19 protein-coding genes are annotated in these 17,342 nt (G+C 38.9%); 8 read left to right on the top strand and 11 right to left on the bottom strand.

Features of this window, described 5'->3' with window-relative positions:
- Positions 1-49: 49 nt before the first annotated feature.
- From MWU56_RS04040 to MWU56_RS04015, 6 genes are all read left to right on the top strand, one after another.
- On the top strand, positions 50-862 hold the full coding sequence (locus MWU56_RS04040; RefSeq protein ID WP_247042500.1) for an enoyl-ACP reductase: 813 nt from the start codon (positions 50-52) through the stop codon (positions 860-862).
- Positions 863-917: 55 nt separating this feature from the next.
- Positions 918-1,925 carry a glycosyltransferase gene (locus MWU56_RS04035; protein WP_247042498.1) on the top strand — a complete coding sequence of 336 codons (1,008 nt, stop codon included), beginning with the start codon at positions 918-920 and terminating at the stop codon, positions 1,923-1,925.
- 3 nt (positions 1,926-1,928) lie between these two features.
- Positions 1,929-2,885: a YbbR-like domain-containing protein gene (locus MWU56_RS04030; RefSeq protein ID WP_247042496.1), complete on the top strand. Its 957-nt coding sequence runs from the start codon at positions 1,929-1,931 to the stop codon at positions 2,883-2,885.
- Positions 2,882-3,475: a dephospho-CoA kinase gene (gene coaE, locus MWU56_RS04025; RefSeq protein ID WP_247042494.1), complete on the top strand. Its 594-nt coding sequence runs from the start codon at positions 2,882-2,884 to the stop codon at positions 3,473-3,475. Before MWU56_RS04030 ends, coaE begins: the two co-directional genes overlap by 4 nt.
- Before the next feature lie 64 nt (positions 3,476-3,539).
- The gene (locus MWU56_RS04020; RefSeq protein WP_247042492.1) at positions 3,540-5,126 is read left to right on the top strand and encodes a sensor histidine kinase; all 1,587 of its coding nucleotides are present in this window, start codon (positions 3,540-3,542) and stop codon (positions 5,124-5,126) included.
- A 10-nt stretch (positions 5,127-5,136) separates the two neighbouring features.
- Positions 5,137-5,853 (top strand): response regulator transcription factor, encoded by a 717-nt coding sequence (locus MWU56_RS04015; protein WP_247042485.1) that lies wholly within the window; start codon positions 5,137-5,139, stop codon positions 5,851-5,853.
- Positions 5,854-5,910: 57 nt separating this feature from the next.
- On the opposite strand, the gene MWU56_RS04010 is transcribed toward MWU56_RS04015, so the two are convergent.
- The 9 genes from MWU56_RS04010 to MWU56_RS03970 all read right to left on the bottom strand — a co-directional run bounded on the left by MWU56_RS04010 (position 5,911) and on the right by MWU56_RS03970 (position 14,761).
- Positions 5,911-7,245, bottom strand: coding sequence for a GntP family permease (locus MWU56_RS04010; RefSeq protein ID WP_247042483.1), 1,335 nt, complete (start codon positions 7,243-7,245; stop codon positions 5,911-5,913).
- Positions 7,246-7,249: 4 nt separating this feature from the next.
- Entirely contained in the window at positions 7,250-7,741 is a 492-nt protein-coding gene (locus MWU56_RS04005) for a gluconokinase (RefSeq protein WP_247042482.1), read from the bottom strand.
- Positions 7,728-8,657, bottom strand: coding sequence for a tRNA (adenosine(37)-N6)-dimethylallyltransferase MiaA (gene miaA, locus MWU56_RS04000; protein ID WP_247042480.1), 930 nt, complete (start codon positions 8,655-8,657; stop codon positions 7,728-7,730). The genes MWU56_RS04005 and miaA overlap by 14 nt, the downstream gene beginning before the upstream one ends.
- Positions 8,654-9,505 carry an ion transporter gene (locus MWU56_RS03995; protein WP_247042478.1) on the bottom strand — a complete coding sequence of 284 codons (852 nt, stop codon included), beginning with the start codon at positions 9,503-9,505 and terminating at the stop codon, positions 8,654-8,656. The genes miaA and MWU56_RS03995 overlap by 4 nt, the downstream gene beginning before the upstream one ends.
- Positions 9,502-10,842, bottom strand: a complete 1,341-nt coding sequence (locus MWU56_RS03990; RefSeq protein ID WP_247042474.1) for an exonuclease domain-containing protein — start codon at positions 10,840-10,842, stop codon at positions 9,502-9,504. Before MWU56_RS03990 ends, MWU56_RS03995 begins: the two co-directional genes overlap by 4 nt.
- 14 nt (positions 10,843-10,856) lie before the next feature.
- Positions 10,857-11,540 (bottom strand): YggS family pyridoxal phosphate-dependent enzyme, encoded by a 684-nt coding sequence (locus MWU56_RS03985; RefSeq protein WP_262917774.1) that lies wholly within the window; start codon positions 11,538-11,540, stop codon positions 10,857-10,859.
- A 72-nt stretch (positions 11,541-11,612) separates the two neighbouring features.
- The gene (locus MWU56_RS03980) at positions 11,613-12,848 is read right to left on the bottom strand and encodes a DUF1015 domain-containing protein (protein ID WP_247042467.1); all 1,236 of its coding nucleotides are present in this window, start codon (positions 12,846-12,848) and stop codon (positions 11,613-11,615) included.
- 6 nt (positions 12,849-12,854) lie between these two features.
- Positions 12,855-13,742, bottom strand: coding sequence for a 3-hydroxyacyl-CoA dehydrogenase family protein (locus tag MWU56_RS03975; RefSeq protein WP_247042466.1), 888 nt, complete (start codon positions 13,740-13,742; stop codon positions 12,855-12,857).
- A 53-nt stretch (positions 13,743-13,795) separates the two neighbouring features.
- Positions 13,796-14,761: a Gfo/Idh/MocA family protein gene (locus MWU56_RS03970; RefSeq protein WP_247043698.1), complete on the bottom strand. Its 966-nt coding sequence runs from the start codon at positions 14,759-14,761 to the stop codon at positions 13,796-13,798.
- Between the two features lie 115 nt (positions 14,762-14,876).
- Between MWU56_RS03970 and MWU56_RS03965 the strand changes: the two genes are divergently transcribed.
- Positions 14,877-15,518, top strand: a complete 642-nt coding sequence (locus MWU56_RS03965) for a protein-L-isoaspartate(D-aspartate) O-methyltransferase (protein ID WP_247042465.1) — start codon at positions 14,877-14,879, stop codon at positions 15,516-15,518.
- On the opposite strand, the gene smpB is transcribed toward MWU56_RS03965, so the two are convergent.
- Positions 15,515-15,976, bottom strand: coding sequence for an SsrA-binding protein SmpB (smpB, locus tag MWU56_RS03960; RefSeq protein ID WP_247042464.1), 462 nt, complete (start codon positions 15,974-15,976; stop codon positions 15,515-15,517). The two genes, MWU56_RS03965 and smpB, sit on opposite strands and share 4 nt — an antisense overlap.
- Before the next feature lie 80 nt (positions 15,977-16,056).
- Here smpB and MWU56_RS03955 point away from each other — a divergent pair, with 80 nt between their 5' ends.
- Positions 16,057-16,800 carry a DUF6503 family protein gene (locus tag MWU56_RS03955; RefSeq protein ID WP_247042462.1) on the top strand — a complete coding sequence of 248 codons (744 nt, stop codon included), beginning with the start codon at positions 16,057-16,059 and terminating at the stop codon, positions 16,798-16,800.
- Here MWU56_RS03955 and MWU56_RS03950 read toward each other — a convergent pair.
- Positions 16,797-17,321: a SixA phosphatase family protein gene (locus MWU56_RS03950; RefSeq protein WP_247042460.1), complete on the bottom strand. Its 525-nt coding sequence runs from the start codon at positions 17,319-17,321 to the stop codon at positions 16,797-16,799. The two genes, MWU56_RS03955 and MWU56_RS03950, sit on opposite strands and share 4 nt — an antisense overlap.
- Positions 17,322-17,342: the final 21 nt, after the last annotated feature.

Raw genomic sequence — 17,342 nt, 5'->3', positions numbered from 1 at the left:
CAAAATAGTTTAAATATCTTTGTCTCACAATCAACAATTGCAATAAACTATGGCATACAATCTTTTAAAAGGTAAGAAAGGAATCATTTTCGGTGCTTTGGATGCAAATTCCATTGCTTGGAAAACTGCGGAACGTGTTCACGAAGAAGGCGGTACGTTTGTACTGACCAATGCTCCCATCGCCATGCGTATGGGACAAATAAATGAGCTGGCGAAAAAAACCAATTCAGAAATTATTCCCGCAGATGCCACTAATGAAGAGGATCTTAAAAATTTAGTGGAAAAATCCATGGAGATTTTGGGTGGAAAATTGGATTTTGTGCTTCATTCCATAGGAATGTCTGTAAATGTTAGAAAAGGAAGACACTATACAGACGAGAATTACAGTTTTACCGAGAAAGGTTGGGATGTATCCGCACTTTCATTTCATAAAGTGATGCAATCAATTTACAAGGCGGAGGCCATGAACGAGTGGGGAAGCATTGTGGCCTTAACATATATGGCCGCGCAAAGAACGTTCCCGGATTACAATGATATGGCTGACAATAAAGCTTACTTGGAGTCTGTTGCCAGAAGTTTTGGTTACTTTTTCGGAAAAGAACAGAAGGTAAGGGTAAATACCATTTCACAATCGCCGACCCCAACCACTGCTGGACAGGGTGTAAAAGGGTTTGATGGTTTTATCAATTATGCTGAAAAAATGTCTCCGTTGGGTAATGCCACGGCCGGCGACTGTGCAAACTATACCGTTTCTTTGTTTTCAGATTTGACCAAAATGGTGACCATGCAAAATCTCTTTCACGATGGAGGCTTTTCCAATACAGGAGTGAGCCAAGAGGTCATCGATGAATTTTCGAAATAAACATTTAAAAATTTAAGGAAAGCCATCCTTTTATAGGGTGGCTTTTCAGTTTCAAATGAACACTGTTTTCTCCATAGTAGTCCCGGTGTACAATAGGCCGGAAGAAATTCGGGAATTATTGGAAAGTCTACAAAGGCAAGATTTTTCAGAAAATTTTGAAGTGGTCATTGTGGAAGACGGCTCTTCGGAAAGTTCAGAGAACGTGGTTAAATCTTTTCAGGACAATCTTCAAATCTCATACTATTTCAAAGATAATTCAGGTCCTGGAGATTCCAGAAACTATGGAATGCAAAAAGCTAAAGGAAATTATTTCATCATTCTGGATTCGGATTGTATACTCCCAAAACAATATTTGTCCGAAGTGGATAAGGAGCTCACAAAGAAATTTGTGCATTGCTTTGGTGGGCCGGATGCGGCCGATACATCTTTTACAACAGTGCAAAAGGCCATTAATTATGTAATGACCTCATTTTTGACAACTGGAGGCATACGTGGTGGTGAAAAGGCTGTTGGTAAGTTTCAACCACGAAGTTTTAATATGGGAATTTCTCGGGAAGCTTTCGGAAAAGCAGGAGGATTTGGTAGGATACACCCAGGTGAAGACCCGGATCTTACCTTCCGGATTTGGAAAGCAGGGTTTGAGACTAGATTGTTCCCAAAAGCTTTTGTGTACCATAAAAGGCGAATCGACTGGAACAAGTTCTATATTCAGGTGAATAAATTTGGTATGGTTCGACCAATTTTAAACAAATGGCATCCTGGAACGGCGAAGCCTACGTATTGGTTTCCAACCTTGTTCATGCTGGGATTGTGCATAGCCATACTAATGTCATTTGTTGGGCTTTGGTTGCCCTTGTTACTCTATATGTTCTATTTTGTAGTTTTATTTTTAGATGCTTTGACCAAGAATAGAAATTTAAAAGTGGCATTTTTGGCTATATATGCAGCTCTTACCCAATTCACAGGATATGGGATTGGTTTTTTCAAGTCCACAATGTTGCTTAACTTTAGTAAAAAGGAGCCAGAAGAACTGTTTCCCAAACTATTTTTTAAGAAAAAATAAGAAGTGTTCAAAAAGGTATTGCACGGCCTCAACAAAAAAAAAGTGAAAGTGTTTTCACTGTTTTTGCTATGCTCTTTTTTGGCTTGGTTTATAAGTAATCTTTCCGAAACCTACGAATCTAGGGCAAATTTCACCTTGAATTACCGTAATCTGCCCGATTCCTTATTATTGGGAAAAAACTCGAACAACCAAATTGAAGCCAAGCTCAGGACCAGTGGCTTTCAATTTTTATACTATCAAGTCTTTAAACATCGGATAGATATTGATTTGTCACAAGTTGAGTTTCAAAATGGAGACTATATAATGAGTGAGGAAGTGTTGAAAAGACAAATGGATCAACAGCTATCGCAAAATATTTCTCTTTTGGAATTGGATAGAAACCGATTGGAGTTAAACCTTTATCAGGTCGATTCAAAGAAAATCCCGATACAACCTAAGCTAGACCTAAAGTTTCAACAGAATTATATTTTGGATGGGAATGTGAACGTTTCCCCTGATTCTGTGGAGGTAAAAGGGCCAAAAAATGAGATTGACACTATAAAGTCAATTAAAACTTCCCTTGTACAGTTAAACGAGTTAAGTGCTGACTTCACCAACGAGGTAAGCTTAGTTTTTCCCAAAGGATTGGACAATAGTATCTTTTCAACAGGTCGGGCAACGGTCAGTGGCAAAATTTCAAAGTTTTCCGAAAAAGTGTTCGATGTTCCTGTTAAGGTAATTAATGTTCCCGAAGGCTACCGTATAAAAACATTCCCAGATGTGGTCACCGTGTTATGCAAGGCCACTATAGAACGATTAAAAGAAATATCAGCCTCAGATTTTGAAGTTGTAGCGGACTATGGTCAATTAATGAGGTCGGAAAGCAGCACTTTATTTTTAGAGGTTACACAAAGCCCTCAAAAAATATATGATGTAAAGTTGGAAGATAATACCGTAAAATTTGTTCTGGAACAGCAATGATGATAGTTGGAATTACAGGAGGAATAGGCAGTGGGAAAAGTACAGTGGCCAAAATGTTCACGAAGCTTGGCGTTCCTGTTTATGATTCTGATGCCGAAGCGAAAAATTTGATGACCACCTCGCCCGAGGTTAAATCGGCAATTACGGATTTACTCGGAAACGAGGCATATAGTGGTGATGCACTTAATAGGACTTACATTGCGGATAGAGTCTTTAAAGATTCAGCTTTGTTGGAAAAACTCAACGGAATTGTACATCCCGCAGTTGGAAAGCACTTTTTGGATTGGGCGCAAAAGCAAGAGTCGGCATACGTAATACAGGAAACCGCATTGATTTTTGAAAATGATGCCCAGGACAAATATGATTGTACTATCTTAGTAACAGCCCCTGTAGAAACCCGAATACAACGGGTGATGGATAGGGATAAAATAGCTGCACAAGCAGTTGTTGACAGGATGAAAAACCAATTGGATGATGGACAAAAACGGAAATTGGCCCATTATACAATAGAAAACCTTGATTTGGACGAAACCAAAAAAAAGGTTAACGAACTACACCTCAAACTATTAGCATTATCATCTAAATTTTAACATTTATGTTAAGTTTTGGTTAAACGCTAAAATTACTAAATGTTAAATTTTTAATTTTACACCAATGAACAAGAAGCTATTCGTTCTTCTGGTTGTTCTTATGAGCTTATCTCTTTTAGGGATAATTTTTGTGCAGGTTTATTGGATTAGAACATCTATAAACGACAAAGAAGAACAATTTTCAAGAACAGTTACGGACATACTGGATAAAGTAGCGAGTAGGGTAGAGATGCGGGAGATGAAAGAATACTCGGATCGTTTGGCTTCTCTTGCAGATAGTATCGGTGAGCCAAAGAGCACACAGTACAAAAACTTTTTGTTTGTAGATCGTGATCTAAACTCCGATGAAATTCTTTTTTATTCACACGGAATCCTCGAAGAAGATTACAATATAACCTCTGCGTTCTTTGATATAAATACAGATGGAGATAAGGATACAACCACCATCAAAAACTTCACCAGCAAACGGACCCAAGCTGTTTTTAAAGAGGAGTATGGTCTAGATGGTAAAAGTTATAGCCTAACGCCAATACAGCGTGCTGAAAAAATTGGAGGGTTGAGCAGTATTGATAAAGCTGCTTGGGAAGATGTTTTTATGGAGGCTGCCAAAACACGTCCCATCCATAACAGGGTTTCCAAACAAGAATTGGAGTTGCTGCTCAGTCAAGAATTGAGCAACAGGAATATAGATACTGATTATGAGTATGGGGTGTATAGCCAAGGATATCCCACAAAAATCAGATCTAGGCAATTTAAATTTTCCGGCTCCAAAATGTACAAAGCGCCGATTTTTAAGGATAGTGAAGGAGTGTCCAACTTTTCATTGTTGTTGACATTCCCAAGCATGAAAAAGTACATATTTAGCTCCTTAATGGGAATGGCCATAATGTCGTTGGTGTTTACGTTGATAATTATGTTGGCTTATTCCAGTGCCATTTATCAGTTGATCAAGCAAAAGCGCATTTCAGAAATCAAATCAGATTTCATAAATAATATGACGCACGAGTTTAAAACACCGATAGCAACCATAAACTTGGCAGTAGAAGCAATACGAAACCCGAAGTCCATTGAGGACAAGGAAAAAGTGCTTCGCTATTTGGGTATGATTCGTGATGAGAACAAACGTATGCACGCACAGGTGGAGAATGTGTTAAGAATTTCCAAACTGGAAAAAAACCAGTTGGACATTAATAAGGATAGGGTAAATATGCATGACCTCATTGTTGATGCAATAGCGCATATCGACCTGATTGTTCAAGATAGGGGAGGATATGTAAACGACCATCTTGATGCCGAGAGGTCAGATGTACTGGCCAATGAAATGCACATGACCAATGTAATAGTGAACATCTTGGACAATGCAGTGAAATATTCACCGGAACCTCCTAAAATAGATGTGTACACCGAGGTGGTGAAAAACAGCATCATAATAAAGGTCCAGGATCAAGGTGCTGGTATGAGCAAGGCGGTTCTAAAAAAAGTATTTGAAAAATTTTACCGGGAACATACCGGCGATATACATAACGTTAAAGGCCACGGATTAGGTTTGGCCTACGTAAAACGGATTATAGATGATCATCAAGGTGAGGTTTATGCAGAAAGTGAAAAAGGAAAAGGAAGTACTTTCTATATAAAACTGCCTTTAATTTAAAAAGCGAACTATGGATACAGAAAAAAAGAAGATATTATTAGTAGAGGATGACCCAAACTTTGGAATAGTTTTAAAGGACTATTTGACCATGAACGATTTTGATGTTGTTCTGGCGAAAAACGGAATGGAAGGTTTTGAAAAATTCAAAAAAGACAACTATGATGTGTGTATTTTGGATGTAATGATGCCTTATAAGGATGGGTTTACCTTGGCAAAAGAAATTCGTGAAAAAAATGAGAACGTTCCAATTATCTTTCTGACTGCCAAGACTATGAAGGAAGATGTGCTTAAAGGATACAAAGCTGGGGCAGATGATTATCTTAACAAGCCTTTCGATTCTGAGGTCCTATTAATGAAATTGAAGGCCATCATGCAACGAAAAGCCTCCAGTTCTTTGGCAGATAGCAAGCAGTTTGAGTTTGAGATTGGAAACTTCCACTTGAATTCGAAATTACGTTTCTTGAAATATAAAGAAGAGGAGCCTATAAAATTATCACCTAAAGAAAATGAATTGTTACGTTTGTTGGCACTACATGAGAATGATTTAATGCCTAGGGAATTAGCGTTGACCAAAATTTGGAGAGACGATAATTACTTTACTTCCAGAAGTATGGACGTGTATATCGCCAAGTTGAGAAAATATCTTAAAAAGGATGATTTGGTAGAAATTCTAAACATTCACGGTGAAGGATTTAGGCTTGTAGTGAAAGCCGAGAACGAGCAATAAGATACTTTTATTGATTCATTATTAAAACCACCTTTTTAATTTTAAGAGGTGGTTTTTTTATACCAGCACGTAAACAATAGAGGCTGTGAAAACACCTACAAACGCTAAAATTGTAGTCATAATGGTCCATGATCGGAATGTCTGTTTCTCCGTAATCCCCAAATATTGACCCACCAGCCAAAAGCCGCTATCATTTACATGGGAAAAAATACTGGCTCCAGAGGCAATAGCGATTACCATACAGGCCAATTCTATGGAATTAAGTGCTGCATTTGCCAAGAGGGGAGAAACGAGCCCTGCCGCTGTTATCATGGCCACAGTCGAAGAACCCTGAATTATTCTCACAATAGCTGCACTAATAAATGCAAAGGCCAAAATAGGGATGCCTGCGTTACTCAACGAGATCGCCAATAGTTCACCTGCTCCGGTATCGGTGAGTACCTGTTTAAAAACTCCACCAGCACCCGTTAAAAGAATAATGGTCCCCGCCGGCGCTAAGGATTTTGTTGAAACTTTAAGGAGTTGATCTTTGGTAAACCCTTTCCGTAGTCCAAAAAAGTACCATGCCAGCAAATTGGCAATGATCAGCGCAGAAAAGGGATGTCCAATCAATGCGATTGTGTTTAGGATCATTGGGTTTAATGTGCCAAATGTTCCGGCCGCCACAATTGTGTTCAACAAAATCAATACAATGGGCAAACCTATAATGGATAAGGTCTGTACTATTGGAGGAAGCTCTGGATGGTTCTCATCCTCAATTTCCTCAGGAGCTTCCACAAAAATCTTTTTCGAAATATGCTTTCCAAACCATAGTCCTGCGATTAACGCCGTAGGGATACCGGCAACAAAGCCCATTAAAATAACCCATCCTAAATCTACTCCAATGATGTCTGCAACAGCAATCGGTCCTGGAGTAGGGGGGATAAAAGCGTGTGTTATGGCCAACCCGGCCAGTAATGGAATCGCATAAAGTAACAATGATTTTCCTGTTTTGCGCTGAAGGGCGTACATCATGGGGACAAGAATAATAAAAGCGACATCAAAAAAAACTGGAATAGCAATCAAAAACCCTGATAGTACCATTGCAGCGGGTGCTTTTTTTAACCCGAACTTGGAAATCATAAAATTGGCAATCGTTTTGGCGCCCCCAGAAGCTTCCAAGATTCCCCCAAAAATGGCACCCAATCCCACCACAGTAGCTACGAAACCTAAGGTCCCGCCCATACCTTTTTGCACTGTATTTATAATTTGGTTTGCATCCAGACCCGCAATGAGCCCCACGGAAATGCTACCGATCAACAATGCAATAAACGCATGTACGCGTAGCTTTAAAATCAAAAATAATAGAATGGCAATACCAATAATAACAGCCAATAAGAGTCGGACTTCCATTTTTTTAGAGTTGCTTTACGATTTCATTGATAATCTTTTCGGGTGTTTTTTCAATGGATACTGTAATTGCTTTAAAAGGGGGTTCCAATGTATCAAATTGAGATTTTAGAAGATCCATGGGCATAAAATGTCCTTTTCTGTTCTCCAATCTAGATTTTATCAATTCAAACGAACCATCCAAATAAACAAACACCATAGTATTGCCCATCTCGGCCCGTAAAATGCTCCTGTAGTTCTTTTTTAGTGCGGAGCATGCGATTATAGCTCCTTTGTCCCTGTATTTAACAGCTAATTTATTTAACAGGATGAGCCACTCTTTGCGATCATCATCGTTGAGTGGGCTTCCTGATGCCATTTTCTCTACATTCGCTTTAGGGTGGAAGTCATCTCCGTCGAAAAAGGGAATTGCGAGTTTTTCCGAAAGTAGTTTTCCTATTTTGGATTTTCCGGAGCCACTGACTCCCATAATCACTATCACAGATTTACTGTTTGGCATATGGGTTGGTTTTTAGCTGTTCTGTAACCATTTGCACCACCGCTTCTGGTTCGGTTTGGTAAGGTATCCAAAAAATGGTATTGTTTTTTCGTAACCATGTCAGTTGTCGTTTCGCAAAGCGCCTCGTGTTTTTTTTGATTTCAGAAACGGCAAACTCCAAAGTGCAACGCCCGTCAATATATTCAAAAAGTTCCTTGTAGCCAACTGTTTGAAGAGCGTTCAAATTTCTATGCGGATACAATTTTTTGGCTTCTTCCAGTAGTCCGGTCTCCATCATCAGGTCCACCCTCGTGTTTATCCTTTTATACACAACTTCCCTTGGCGCATCAATACCAATGTAGAGTGATTTAAAAGGTCTAGTTTTCTTTGGTTGGTTAAGAAAAAAGGAATAAGGTTTATCGGCAGCGATGGAAACTTCCAATGCCCGAATAAGTCGGTGTGGATTGTCCAAATCGACGGTATTATAATAATCTGGATCTCTTTGCTTGAGTTCTTTTTGAAGGCTTTCTATACCCTGTTCTTGTAGTTGGAGGTTTAAATCTGCCCTGATATTAGGATCTACTTGTGGGAATTCGTCCAATCCAGATATTACAGCATCTACATATAGACCACTGCCACCGACCATTATAACAATATCTTTTTTTTGAAACAAATTATTTAAAAGGGATATGGACTCTTTCTCAAAATCACCTACCGAATAAGGTTCTAAAATGCTTTTATGTTGAATAAAATTATGTGGTGCCTCATCCAATTCTTGAGCAGTAGGAACAGCCGTTCCAATTTCCATTTCCTTGAAAAATTGTCTTGAGTCCGCAGAAATTATTTCAGTATTGAAATGTTTTGCCAATTGGATACCCAATGCGGTTTTCCCAATGGCTGTTGGCCCCACTACTGCAATTAAAACCTTTGTACTCATAAGGGATGTCCACAATTAAAACAATGGGTGGCGTCATCTCTATGTCCTTCTTTACCACAACTGGGGCAAGCTTGGGTATTCACGTGTACTACATCATCTTTGTCCCCATTTTTACCATCAGTATTATTACTTCTTGCAAATTCAGCTGTTACAATTCCAGTGGGTACTGCTATGATTCCATAACCTAAGATCATAATAATCGCCGCAAGTAATTGCCCTAAACTGGTTACAGGAGTAATGTCTCCATAGCCAACTGTTGTTAAAGTCACTATCGTCCAGTAGATGCTCCGTGGGATACTTGTAAATCCAGCTTCGTTGCCTTCAACAATGTACATCAAGGTGCCTAAAATCACGGATAATATTAAAACAACATAGATGAAGACAGCAATTTTGGTTCGACTTGCTTTCAAAGCTGTTTTTAACTGCGAGGCTTCTCCAATAAACTTGACCAATTTCAATATCCTAAAGATCCTGAGTAACCGGAAAGCCCTAACAGCCAACAATACTTGTGAACCTGCTAATATGTAGGAGAGATATAATGGAATTGTAGATAAGAAATCAATAATGCCATAAAAACTAAAAACGTACTTCCATGGTTTTTTGATACTGATCAATCTCGCAATATATTCGATTGTAAAGAAAATAGTGATTATCCACTCTAAAACCAGTAGTGTTCTATGATATTCTTGGTCAATACCCTCAATACTTTCCAGCATCACTAATATAACGCTGAGAATTATCAGGATAAAAAGAACAATATCAAAAAATTTTCCCGATGGCGTATCTGCTTCATAAATTACTTCATGAAGTTTGCTCTTCCATTTAACTTGTGACTTGTATTTTTTCAATTATGAAGGCTTAGGGGAATGGTTTTAAGTCTATTGTTTTTTCTCAAATAAGTTTCGACTATAAAAATGGTGTTTTCATCATTTTTCATAGGGGTCATTATAGACTCTAAGATAGGGATATTATTGATTTGATGGTTGAGTTCTACATATCCAAAGCCTTGAATCTCACCTTTTTTTATTAAAATAAAGCTTTTTTCCCCAGTTGCTCTGCCACGATCAATTAGAGCAATATTCTTCTCTCGAATACTATATTTTTCAAAGGCGGACAATACTTTTTTATTGCATTCCACCTCATCCTGGATGTCTGATTTTTGGTGCAGATATGTACCGTCTATTTTCACAGAAGATGGACAAAGCTCAAATTCTTCGGATATTTTGCTCAAAAAATTCTTTGCGGCCTCAACACCATTGAATGCCATTTTTTTCGTGTGAAGACATCGATTTTTTTCCACTTTCAAAACTAAGTGTTCGGTTCCATTTTGGGAAAAATCCACTGTATGGGTGAAAAGTTTTTTATTGGAAACATGGTTGTAACGAGGTTTGTTCCTTTGTTGCTCCAAATATGCTTTTAAAATGGCTATAAGTTCACTCCCTGTGGTCTCGTAGGTGACCTTTTTTGTTTCTTTCTGAAGTTTCCGTGCCAGTTTGCCCACATTGGTAAAATGTTGGTTCACTCTTTTTTTAATGTCCTTGGACTTGCCCAAAAAGATGATTTCCCCATCTTTATCATGCATATAATAAACACCCGTTTCCGAAGGTAATTCAAAAACCATGTTCAATTGATTTGGGGAAAGTTCGCCGTGGGTCTCTTCACGAATTACCTCGGTGATGATTCTTTTATCGGAATCTTTGTTCAATAATAACTTAAAGAGTTTTAAAGTGGCCAAAGCGTCTCCATTGGCCCGATGCCTGTCGCTCATGGGGATTCCGAGGGATCGGGTCAATTTTCCTAAACTGTGGGATTCTGCATCAGGAATCAATTGTTTGGAAAGATCGACCGTACAGAGTGTTTTTCTTTGAAAATCGTACCCAAGTCGTCTAAATTCAGTACGTAATATGCGGTAATCAAATTGAGCATTGTGCGCTACCAATATTGTTCCTTCGGTAATTTCTACGATACGCTTTGCCACTTCATGAAATTTAGGAGCAGACCTTAGCATTTTGTTGTTGATACCAGTGAGCTTGGCCACAAATGGCTGGATTTCCCGTTCTGGGTTCACCAAACAGATGAATTTATCCACTACCTGGTGCCCATCATACCTGTGGATGGCAATCTCGGTAATGCCCTCCTCATTATATTTTCCTCCCGTGCTTTCAATGTCGAGTATGGCGTACATGGAAAATTTATGGTTTATGAATAATTCCTTGACCCAAATATACTGCTTCCGATTCGTACCATGGTGCTACCTTCCTCAATGGCAATGGTATAATCTCCGCTCATGCCCATCGAAAGGACCGAAATATGCGGGAGTTTACTTTTTAGCGCATCAAAAACGGATTTAAGTCGAGCAAATTCTTTGCGCACTTGATCTTTGTCATCGGTAAAAGTGGCCATGCCCATCAACCCCTTAATATTTATGTTTTCCATTGCCTTGAAAATGTCAGAATCCATAAGCTCGTATAGTTCTTTTTCATCCAGACCAAATTTGGTATCCTCTTCCGCAATATGGATTTGTAATAGGCAGGGAATTATACGGTCATGCTTTTTAGCTTGTTTATTGATTTCCTTTAACAGCCTAGGACTATCAACCCCGTGGATTAAAGATACGAACTCTGCCATGTATTTGACCTTGTTACGCTGCAGATGGCCAATCATGTGCCATTCGATGTCTTTGGGCAGGTCTTCCCATTTTTGAACCATCTCCTGCACCTTGTTTTCTCCAAATACTCTTTGTCCTGCTTCGTAAGCATTCAAAATATCCTCATTGGGCTTGGTTTTGGAAACCGCGACCAAGGTGACGCTTTTTGGAAGTTCGGATTTTATTTTGTTCAGATTATCTTTTACAGACATAATTTTATTAAAGTAGTTCCGCATTTAATACGGCATTATTGTGGTTAATGGATTCTGAATTTTTTTGAAAAAAGAGTCGCAGAAACAACAATACAATTACAATTCATAAATAGCAAGCCCACTACGGAGCTTGGGTTCAATATACGTGCTTTTGGGGGGCATTACCAAACCTGCATCCGCAATTGTCTTAATTTCTTCAATTGTGGTGGGAACAAGACTGAACCCTATGGCATATTTGCCCGAATCCACCATATCCTTCATTTGGATAAGGATGTTTTTGCCACAACCATAGTAAATTCTTTTATCGTTCCTAAGATCTGAAATCCCTAAAATAGGTTCTAAGATCGTCTTATACAGGATTTGGGTGTCCAACTTGCTCAGTGCATCGGTGAACTTGTGATTGGTTTTTCGTAAATGGAGTGTGTAAAATTCACCATCCAAATACATACTGAACTCATGTTTTTTAGATGGCTTGCACAAACCGTCATCTCTTTTTTCAATTCTGAAATTCTCATCCAGTTGAATCAAAAATTCTTTTTTTGAAAATCCGTTCAAATCCTTGACCATTCGATTGAACTCATAAACCTTCATCTGGGATTCTGGGATAAGGTATGCCATAAAATAATTGTAGGCTTCTTCCCCAGTATGGTTTTTGTTTTCTGCTTTTTTGATGTCCGCCAATAAGCTGGAAGATGCACTTCTATGGTGACCGTCAGCAATATAAAGTGCATTTAAGTCGTCAAAAACCCCTTCCAATCTTTTAATCCCTTCCGGGTATGAAATCTTCCAAAGTTTATGGTTTACTTTGTCCGTGGTCGTAAAATCATACGCTGGTTTTCGCTCTGTTTTACGCTGAAAAATTTCATCCACAAGCGCATTATCCTCATACGTCATCAAAACGGGTTCTGCATTAAAGCCTACAGTATTGAGATAGTCTGCAAAAAGTTCTTCTCGGTCCTTAATGGTATCTTCATGTTTTTTGATGACATTGTTCCTGTAGTCATCAACACTGCAAGCACAAAAAAACCCTAAACTTTTAAAATCGTTTTTCTCTATTTGATATAGGTAAAAACTCGCCTCCTCATCTTTTTGAAAGATATTTTCCTCCAAAAATTCCAAGTAGCGGTTGTGTACCATCCCAAAACGCTCCTTTCCTTTGATGTTCTTTTCAAATTTGAACCCAGGGTTGATAATGTGCAAAAAAGAAAAGGGATTGTATTGGAGTATGGCCTTTAATTCCTCGTTGGTATATTCTTCGTAGGAGCGTGATGCTACAAAAAAAGCTTTGTCCTTTGTTGGGCGAATGGCCTTAAAAGGTTTTACAATAGCCATAGGATTTTATTTGAATTGCTCGGAAACTTTTTCTGCTTTTCTCGAATCGGTATAGTCATAAAAACCTTCTCCTGATTTTACACCCAGTTTGCCCGCCATTACCATGTTCACGAGTAGGGGGCACGGTGCATATTTTGGATTTTTAAATCCGTCGTACATTACATTGAGAATGGAAAGACAAACATCCAACCCAATAAAATCTGCCAATTGTAGCGGTCCCATGGGGTGAGCCATACCCAACTTCATCACCGTGTCAATTTCTTCTACACCAGCTACTCCATTGTACAAGGTTTCTATGGATTCGTTGATCATGGGCATTAAAATACGGTTGGCCACGAACCCGGGATAATCGTTTACCTCGGTAGGAATCTTACCCAATTTTTTTGAAAGTTCCATTATGGTGTCCGTAACCTCGTCCGAAGTGCTGTACCCGCGAATGATCTCCACCAACTTCATGATAGGGACAGGGTTCATAAAATGCATGCCTATCACTTTCTCGGGACGTTGTGTGGCAGCACCAATCTGGGTAATGGAAATTGAGGAAGTATTAGTTGCTAAAATGGTCTCTGCTTTGCATATTTCGTCCAGATCCTTGAAGATTTTCAATTTGATATCCAGATTCTCTGTAGCTGCTTCAACAACTAAATCCGTATTGGCAACTCCATCCTTTAGATTGGTGTATGTGCTAATATTCGAAAGCGTTGTCTTTTTCTTGTCTTCATCGATCACTTCTTTGGCCAACATGCGGTCCAGGTTTTTGGTAATAGTGGCAAGCCCTTTATCCAAAGAGGTCTGTGCTATATCGATTAAATTAACTTTGAATCCGTTTTGGGCAAAAACATGGGCAATTCCATTTCCCATGGTTCCAGCACCGATCACTGCTATTTTTTCCATAGTATTAAAATTAAAATATTTTCAATTACGGAATGGTGGTAAATAACAATCCGTTACTTTTTAAAAGACTCAATTATTTGAAGGGCCACTCGAAGCGCGTTGGTACCTTGTTCTAGACTTACGATGGGGTCAGTATCGTTGTTTATGGCGTCGGCAAATGTTTCCAACTCATCCAAAATCGCATTGTTAACGTCTATTTCAGGGTTTTCAAAATAGATTTGTTTCTTTTCCCCTTCTGCATTCTGGAGAATCATATCAAAGTCTCCAGGGTTGTCGGGAGCGTCTTTCATTTTTACCACTTCCACTTTTTTCTCCAAAAAATCAACGGAAATATAGGCGTCGCGTTGGAAGAAACGTGATTTTCGCATATTCTTCAACGAAATTCGGCTCGAGGTAAGGTTGGCCACACAACCGTTTTTGAATTGGATTCGGGCATTGGCGATATCGGGTGATTTACTTATTACGGAAACACCACTGGCGTTTATTTTTTCCACTTCCGAAGGCACTACGCTCAATATGGCATCAATGTCATGGATCATTAAATCCAATACCACGGGAACATCTGTTCCCCTAGGGTTGAATTCAGCCAATCGGTGTGTTTCGATGAACATGGGGTTTTCTATTTTGTCCTTAACGGCCAAAAATGCTGGATTAAAGCGTTCCACATGTCCAACTTGACCTTTTACACTGTGTTTTTTGGAAAGTTCCAATAACTTTTCTGCTTCTTCAAGTGTATTGGTAATAGGCTTTTCAATAAAAATGTGCTTGCCTTTTTCTATCGCTTTTTTGGCACAATCAAAATGAGACAAGGTTGGGGTTACGATGTCGACAACATCCACAGCGTCAATCAAATTGTTGATGTTTTCGAAATAGGAATAACCAAACTCTGTAGCTACTTTTTTAGCACTGATCTCGTCAGGATCATAAAAGCCTACGAGTTCATATTTGTTCGATTGGTTTAAGAGCCTTAGGTGTATTTTACCTAAATGCCCCGCTCCCAGGACACCAACTTTTAGCATATTACCTGTTTTTGTCAAAAATACGGATATGATGTCAGTTTGCATAAAAATTTGAGTGGAACTATGGCGTTGTTTTAGGGGAACTTTATAAATTCGTGCCACCAGACCATAGACCATGAAGGATACGCTCAAGCATAGGGGAATGCGCAAGAATTTGGCAGAAGTTGTTTCCGCCAAAGGGATTACGGACAAAAAGGTGTTGGAAGCCATAAAAACCATTCCAAGACACTTGTTTTTAGATAGTGGTTTTGAAGACCATGCGTATCAGGACAAAGCGTTTCCAATAGGTGCTGACCAAACTATTTCTCAGCCTTATACGGTCGCCTTTCAAACAGAACTTTTGCAGGTTAAACCCAATGCCAAAATATTGGAAATTGGTACAGGTAGCGGTTATCAAACAGCAGTTCTCCTACATTTGAAGGCTAAAGTGTATAGTATAGAGCGACAGTTGGAGCTATTTAAGACCACTCGATTGTTTTTCAATAAAATGAATTATCGACCGAAGAAGATGATTTTTGGTGACGGCTATAAAGGATTGCCCGAAGAGGCACCTTTTGATGGGATTATTGTAACAGCAGGTGCTCCCGAAGTACCAAGACCTTTATTGTCCCAGTTAAAGGTGGGAGGTAGGTTGGTGATTCCTGTCGGGGTTGATGAGCAGATAATGACTTTGTATGTTCGGAAGTCGGAAAAAGAATTTGAAAAAAAGGAATTCGGCTCATTCCGTTTTGTTCCTTTATTGGAAGACAAGAATTAGTTGTTGAAACTTTTTTTGATTCGGGATAAATTACGCTTATTGTCCCGATCCTTGATGGTTTCCCTTTTATCATAGAGTTTCTTCCCTTTTGCAAGACCAATATTCATTTTGGCCAAACCACGGTCGTTTATAAAAACTTTTAATGGGACAATGGTAAGCCCAGTAGTGGTCACTTCCTTCTGTAATTTCTTTAGTTCACGTTTGTTCAGCAATAGCTTGCGTACCGCTTTGGGCATATGGTTGTAATGTCCTCCGTGACTGTATTCGTCAATTTGCATATTGACCACGAATAGTTCACCTTTATCGTTGAACTCACAAAAGCTTTGGGAAATAGAAGCTTTGCCCAACCGAAGCGACTTTATTTCGGTACCCCCTAAAACAATACCTGCTGTATAGGTGTCCAAAATCTCGTAATCAAATCGAGCTCTTTTATTTTTTATGTTGATATTTTGTTGCATCGTGGACAAAAATATAAACTCTTTGCCAAGAAAATTGTAATGTTGCGGTAGATTTTACGAATAAGTACCAAAAGCAACTCATGAAAAGATTAGTAATTGCCTTTACACTGGTTATGGTTATAGGCTGCAAGGAGGAACCAAAGAAAACTATTACAGTCCAAGAAATTGTGGATAACTCTATTACAGACAGCGGCGGCAGTCTCTTTGAGACGCACAAGGTCACTTTTGATTTTAGAGATATGAAATATGTTTCTGAGAACGTAGATGGAGATCGTGTGTATACGCGAATATCCGATTTGGATTCTGCCAAGATAGTAGATGTGAAACGTGGCAATCATTTTACAAGACATATAAATGATTCCTTGGTAAAGGTTAAGGATTCCATGGCGGTGGTATATTCCAACTCCATCAACTCCGTACACTACTTTGTACGTTTGCCCTATGGATTAAACGATGCTGCCGTAAACAAGGAACTTTTGGGCACAGAGACCATAGCGGACAAGGAATATTACAAAGTAAAGGTGACTTTTGACCAACAAGGTGGTGGTGATGACTTTGAAGATACGTATATGTACTGGTTTGATATGAAGTCTTTTAAGCCAGAGTATCTTGCCTATAGCTTTCATATAGACGGCGGTGGACAACGCTTTAGAAAAGCGTATAACGAAAGCTACGTACAAGGCATACGTTTTGTGGATTATGAAAACTACAAGCCCAAAGAGGATGGCTCGGATATTTTGGAAATTGGCCAACTATATAATAAGGGAGGCCTTGAACTGCTATCCAAAATTGAGCTCAAAAATATAGTTGTTGAAAAAAACTAATCTATTTTTAAGCGAATATCCGTTGGGATTCCATCAATTATACGAACAATAAATAGACTACCGTTGTCGGTGTCATCCATTGAATCGTATTTTTCCATTCCAATTACTTTGTTTACCATCATAGGGGTAGTGTTGCTATGACCGACCATTAGAACGTTTTTACCTTCATTTACAAGTTTAAACTCAGCAATATCTATTGAAGAAGGGTCGTAATATGTAATGTCGATGTCTTTTTTCACTGACGTAGGAGCTGCGGTCATTGATGTGCGCTCGTAATTGGTAGAATAAATGATATCCAATGGAACGGCATCAAATACCTCGGCCCATCTAATGGCTCTGTCCAGACCATCCTGATTTAGCTCCGGATCAGGATTTTCTGAATCAGTTCTGTCTTTTTCAGCATGTCTAATAAAATAAAAGGTGGAAATTACAGGGTCTTCTGCAATTTTCGTATCTTTTTTGCAGCCAATACTTCCAATGAGTATAATCGTAAGCGCAATTAGAGGTTTTATGGTTCGCATAGTTCTTTTCAAAATTTTCCC

The sequence above is a fragment of the Allomuricauda sp. F6463D genome, from assembly GCF_023015965.1.
In the GTDB taxonomy this organism is placed as follows: domain Bacteria; phylum Bacteroidota; class Bacteroidia; order Flavobacteriales; family Flavobacteriaceae; genus Flagellimonas.
The sequence above is the reverse complement of the archived record's forward strand: the minus strand, read 5'-3'. Positions and strand labels throughout refer to the sequence as shown.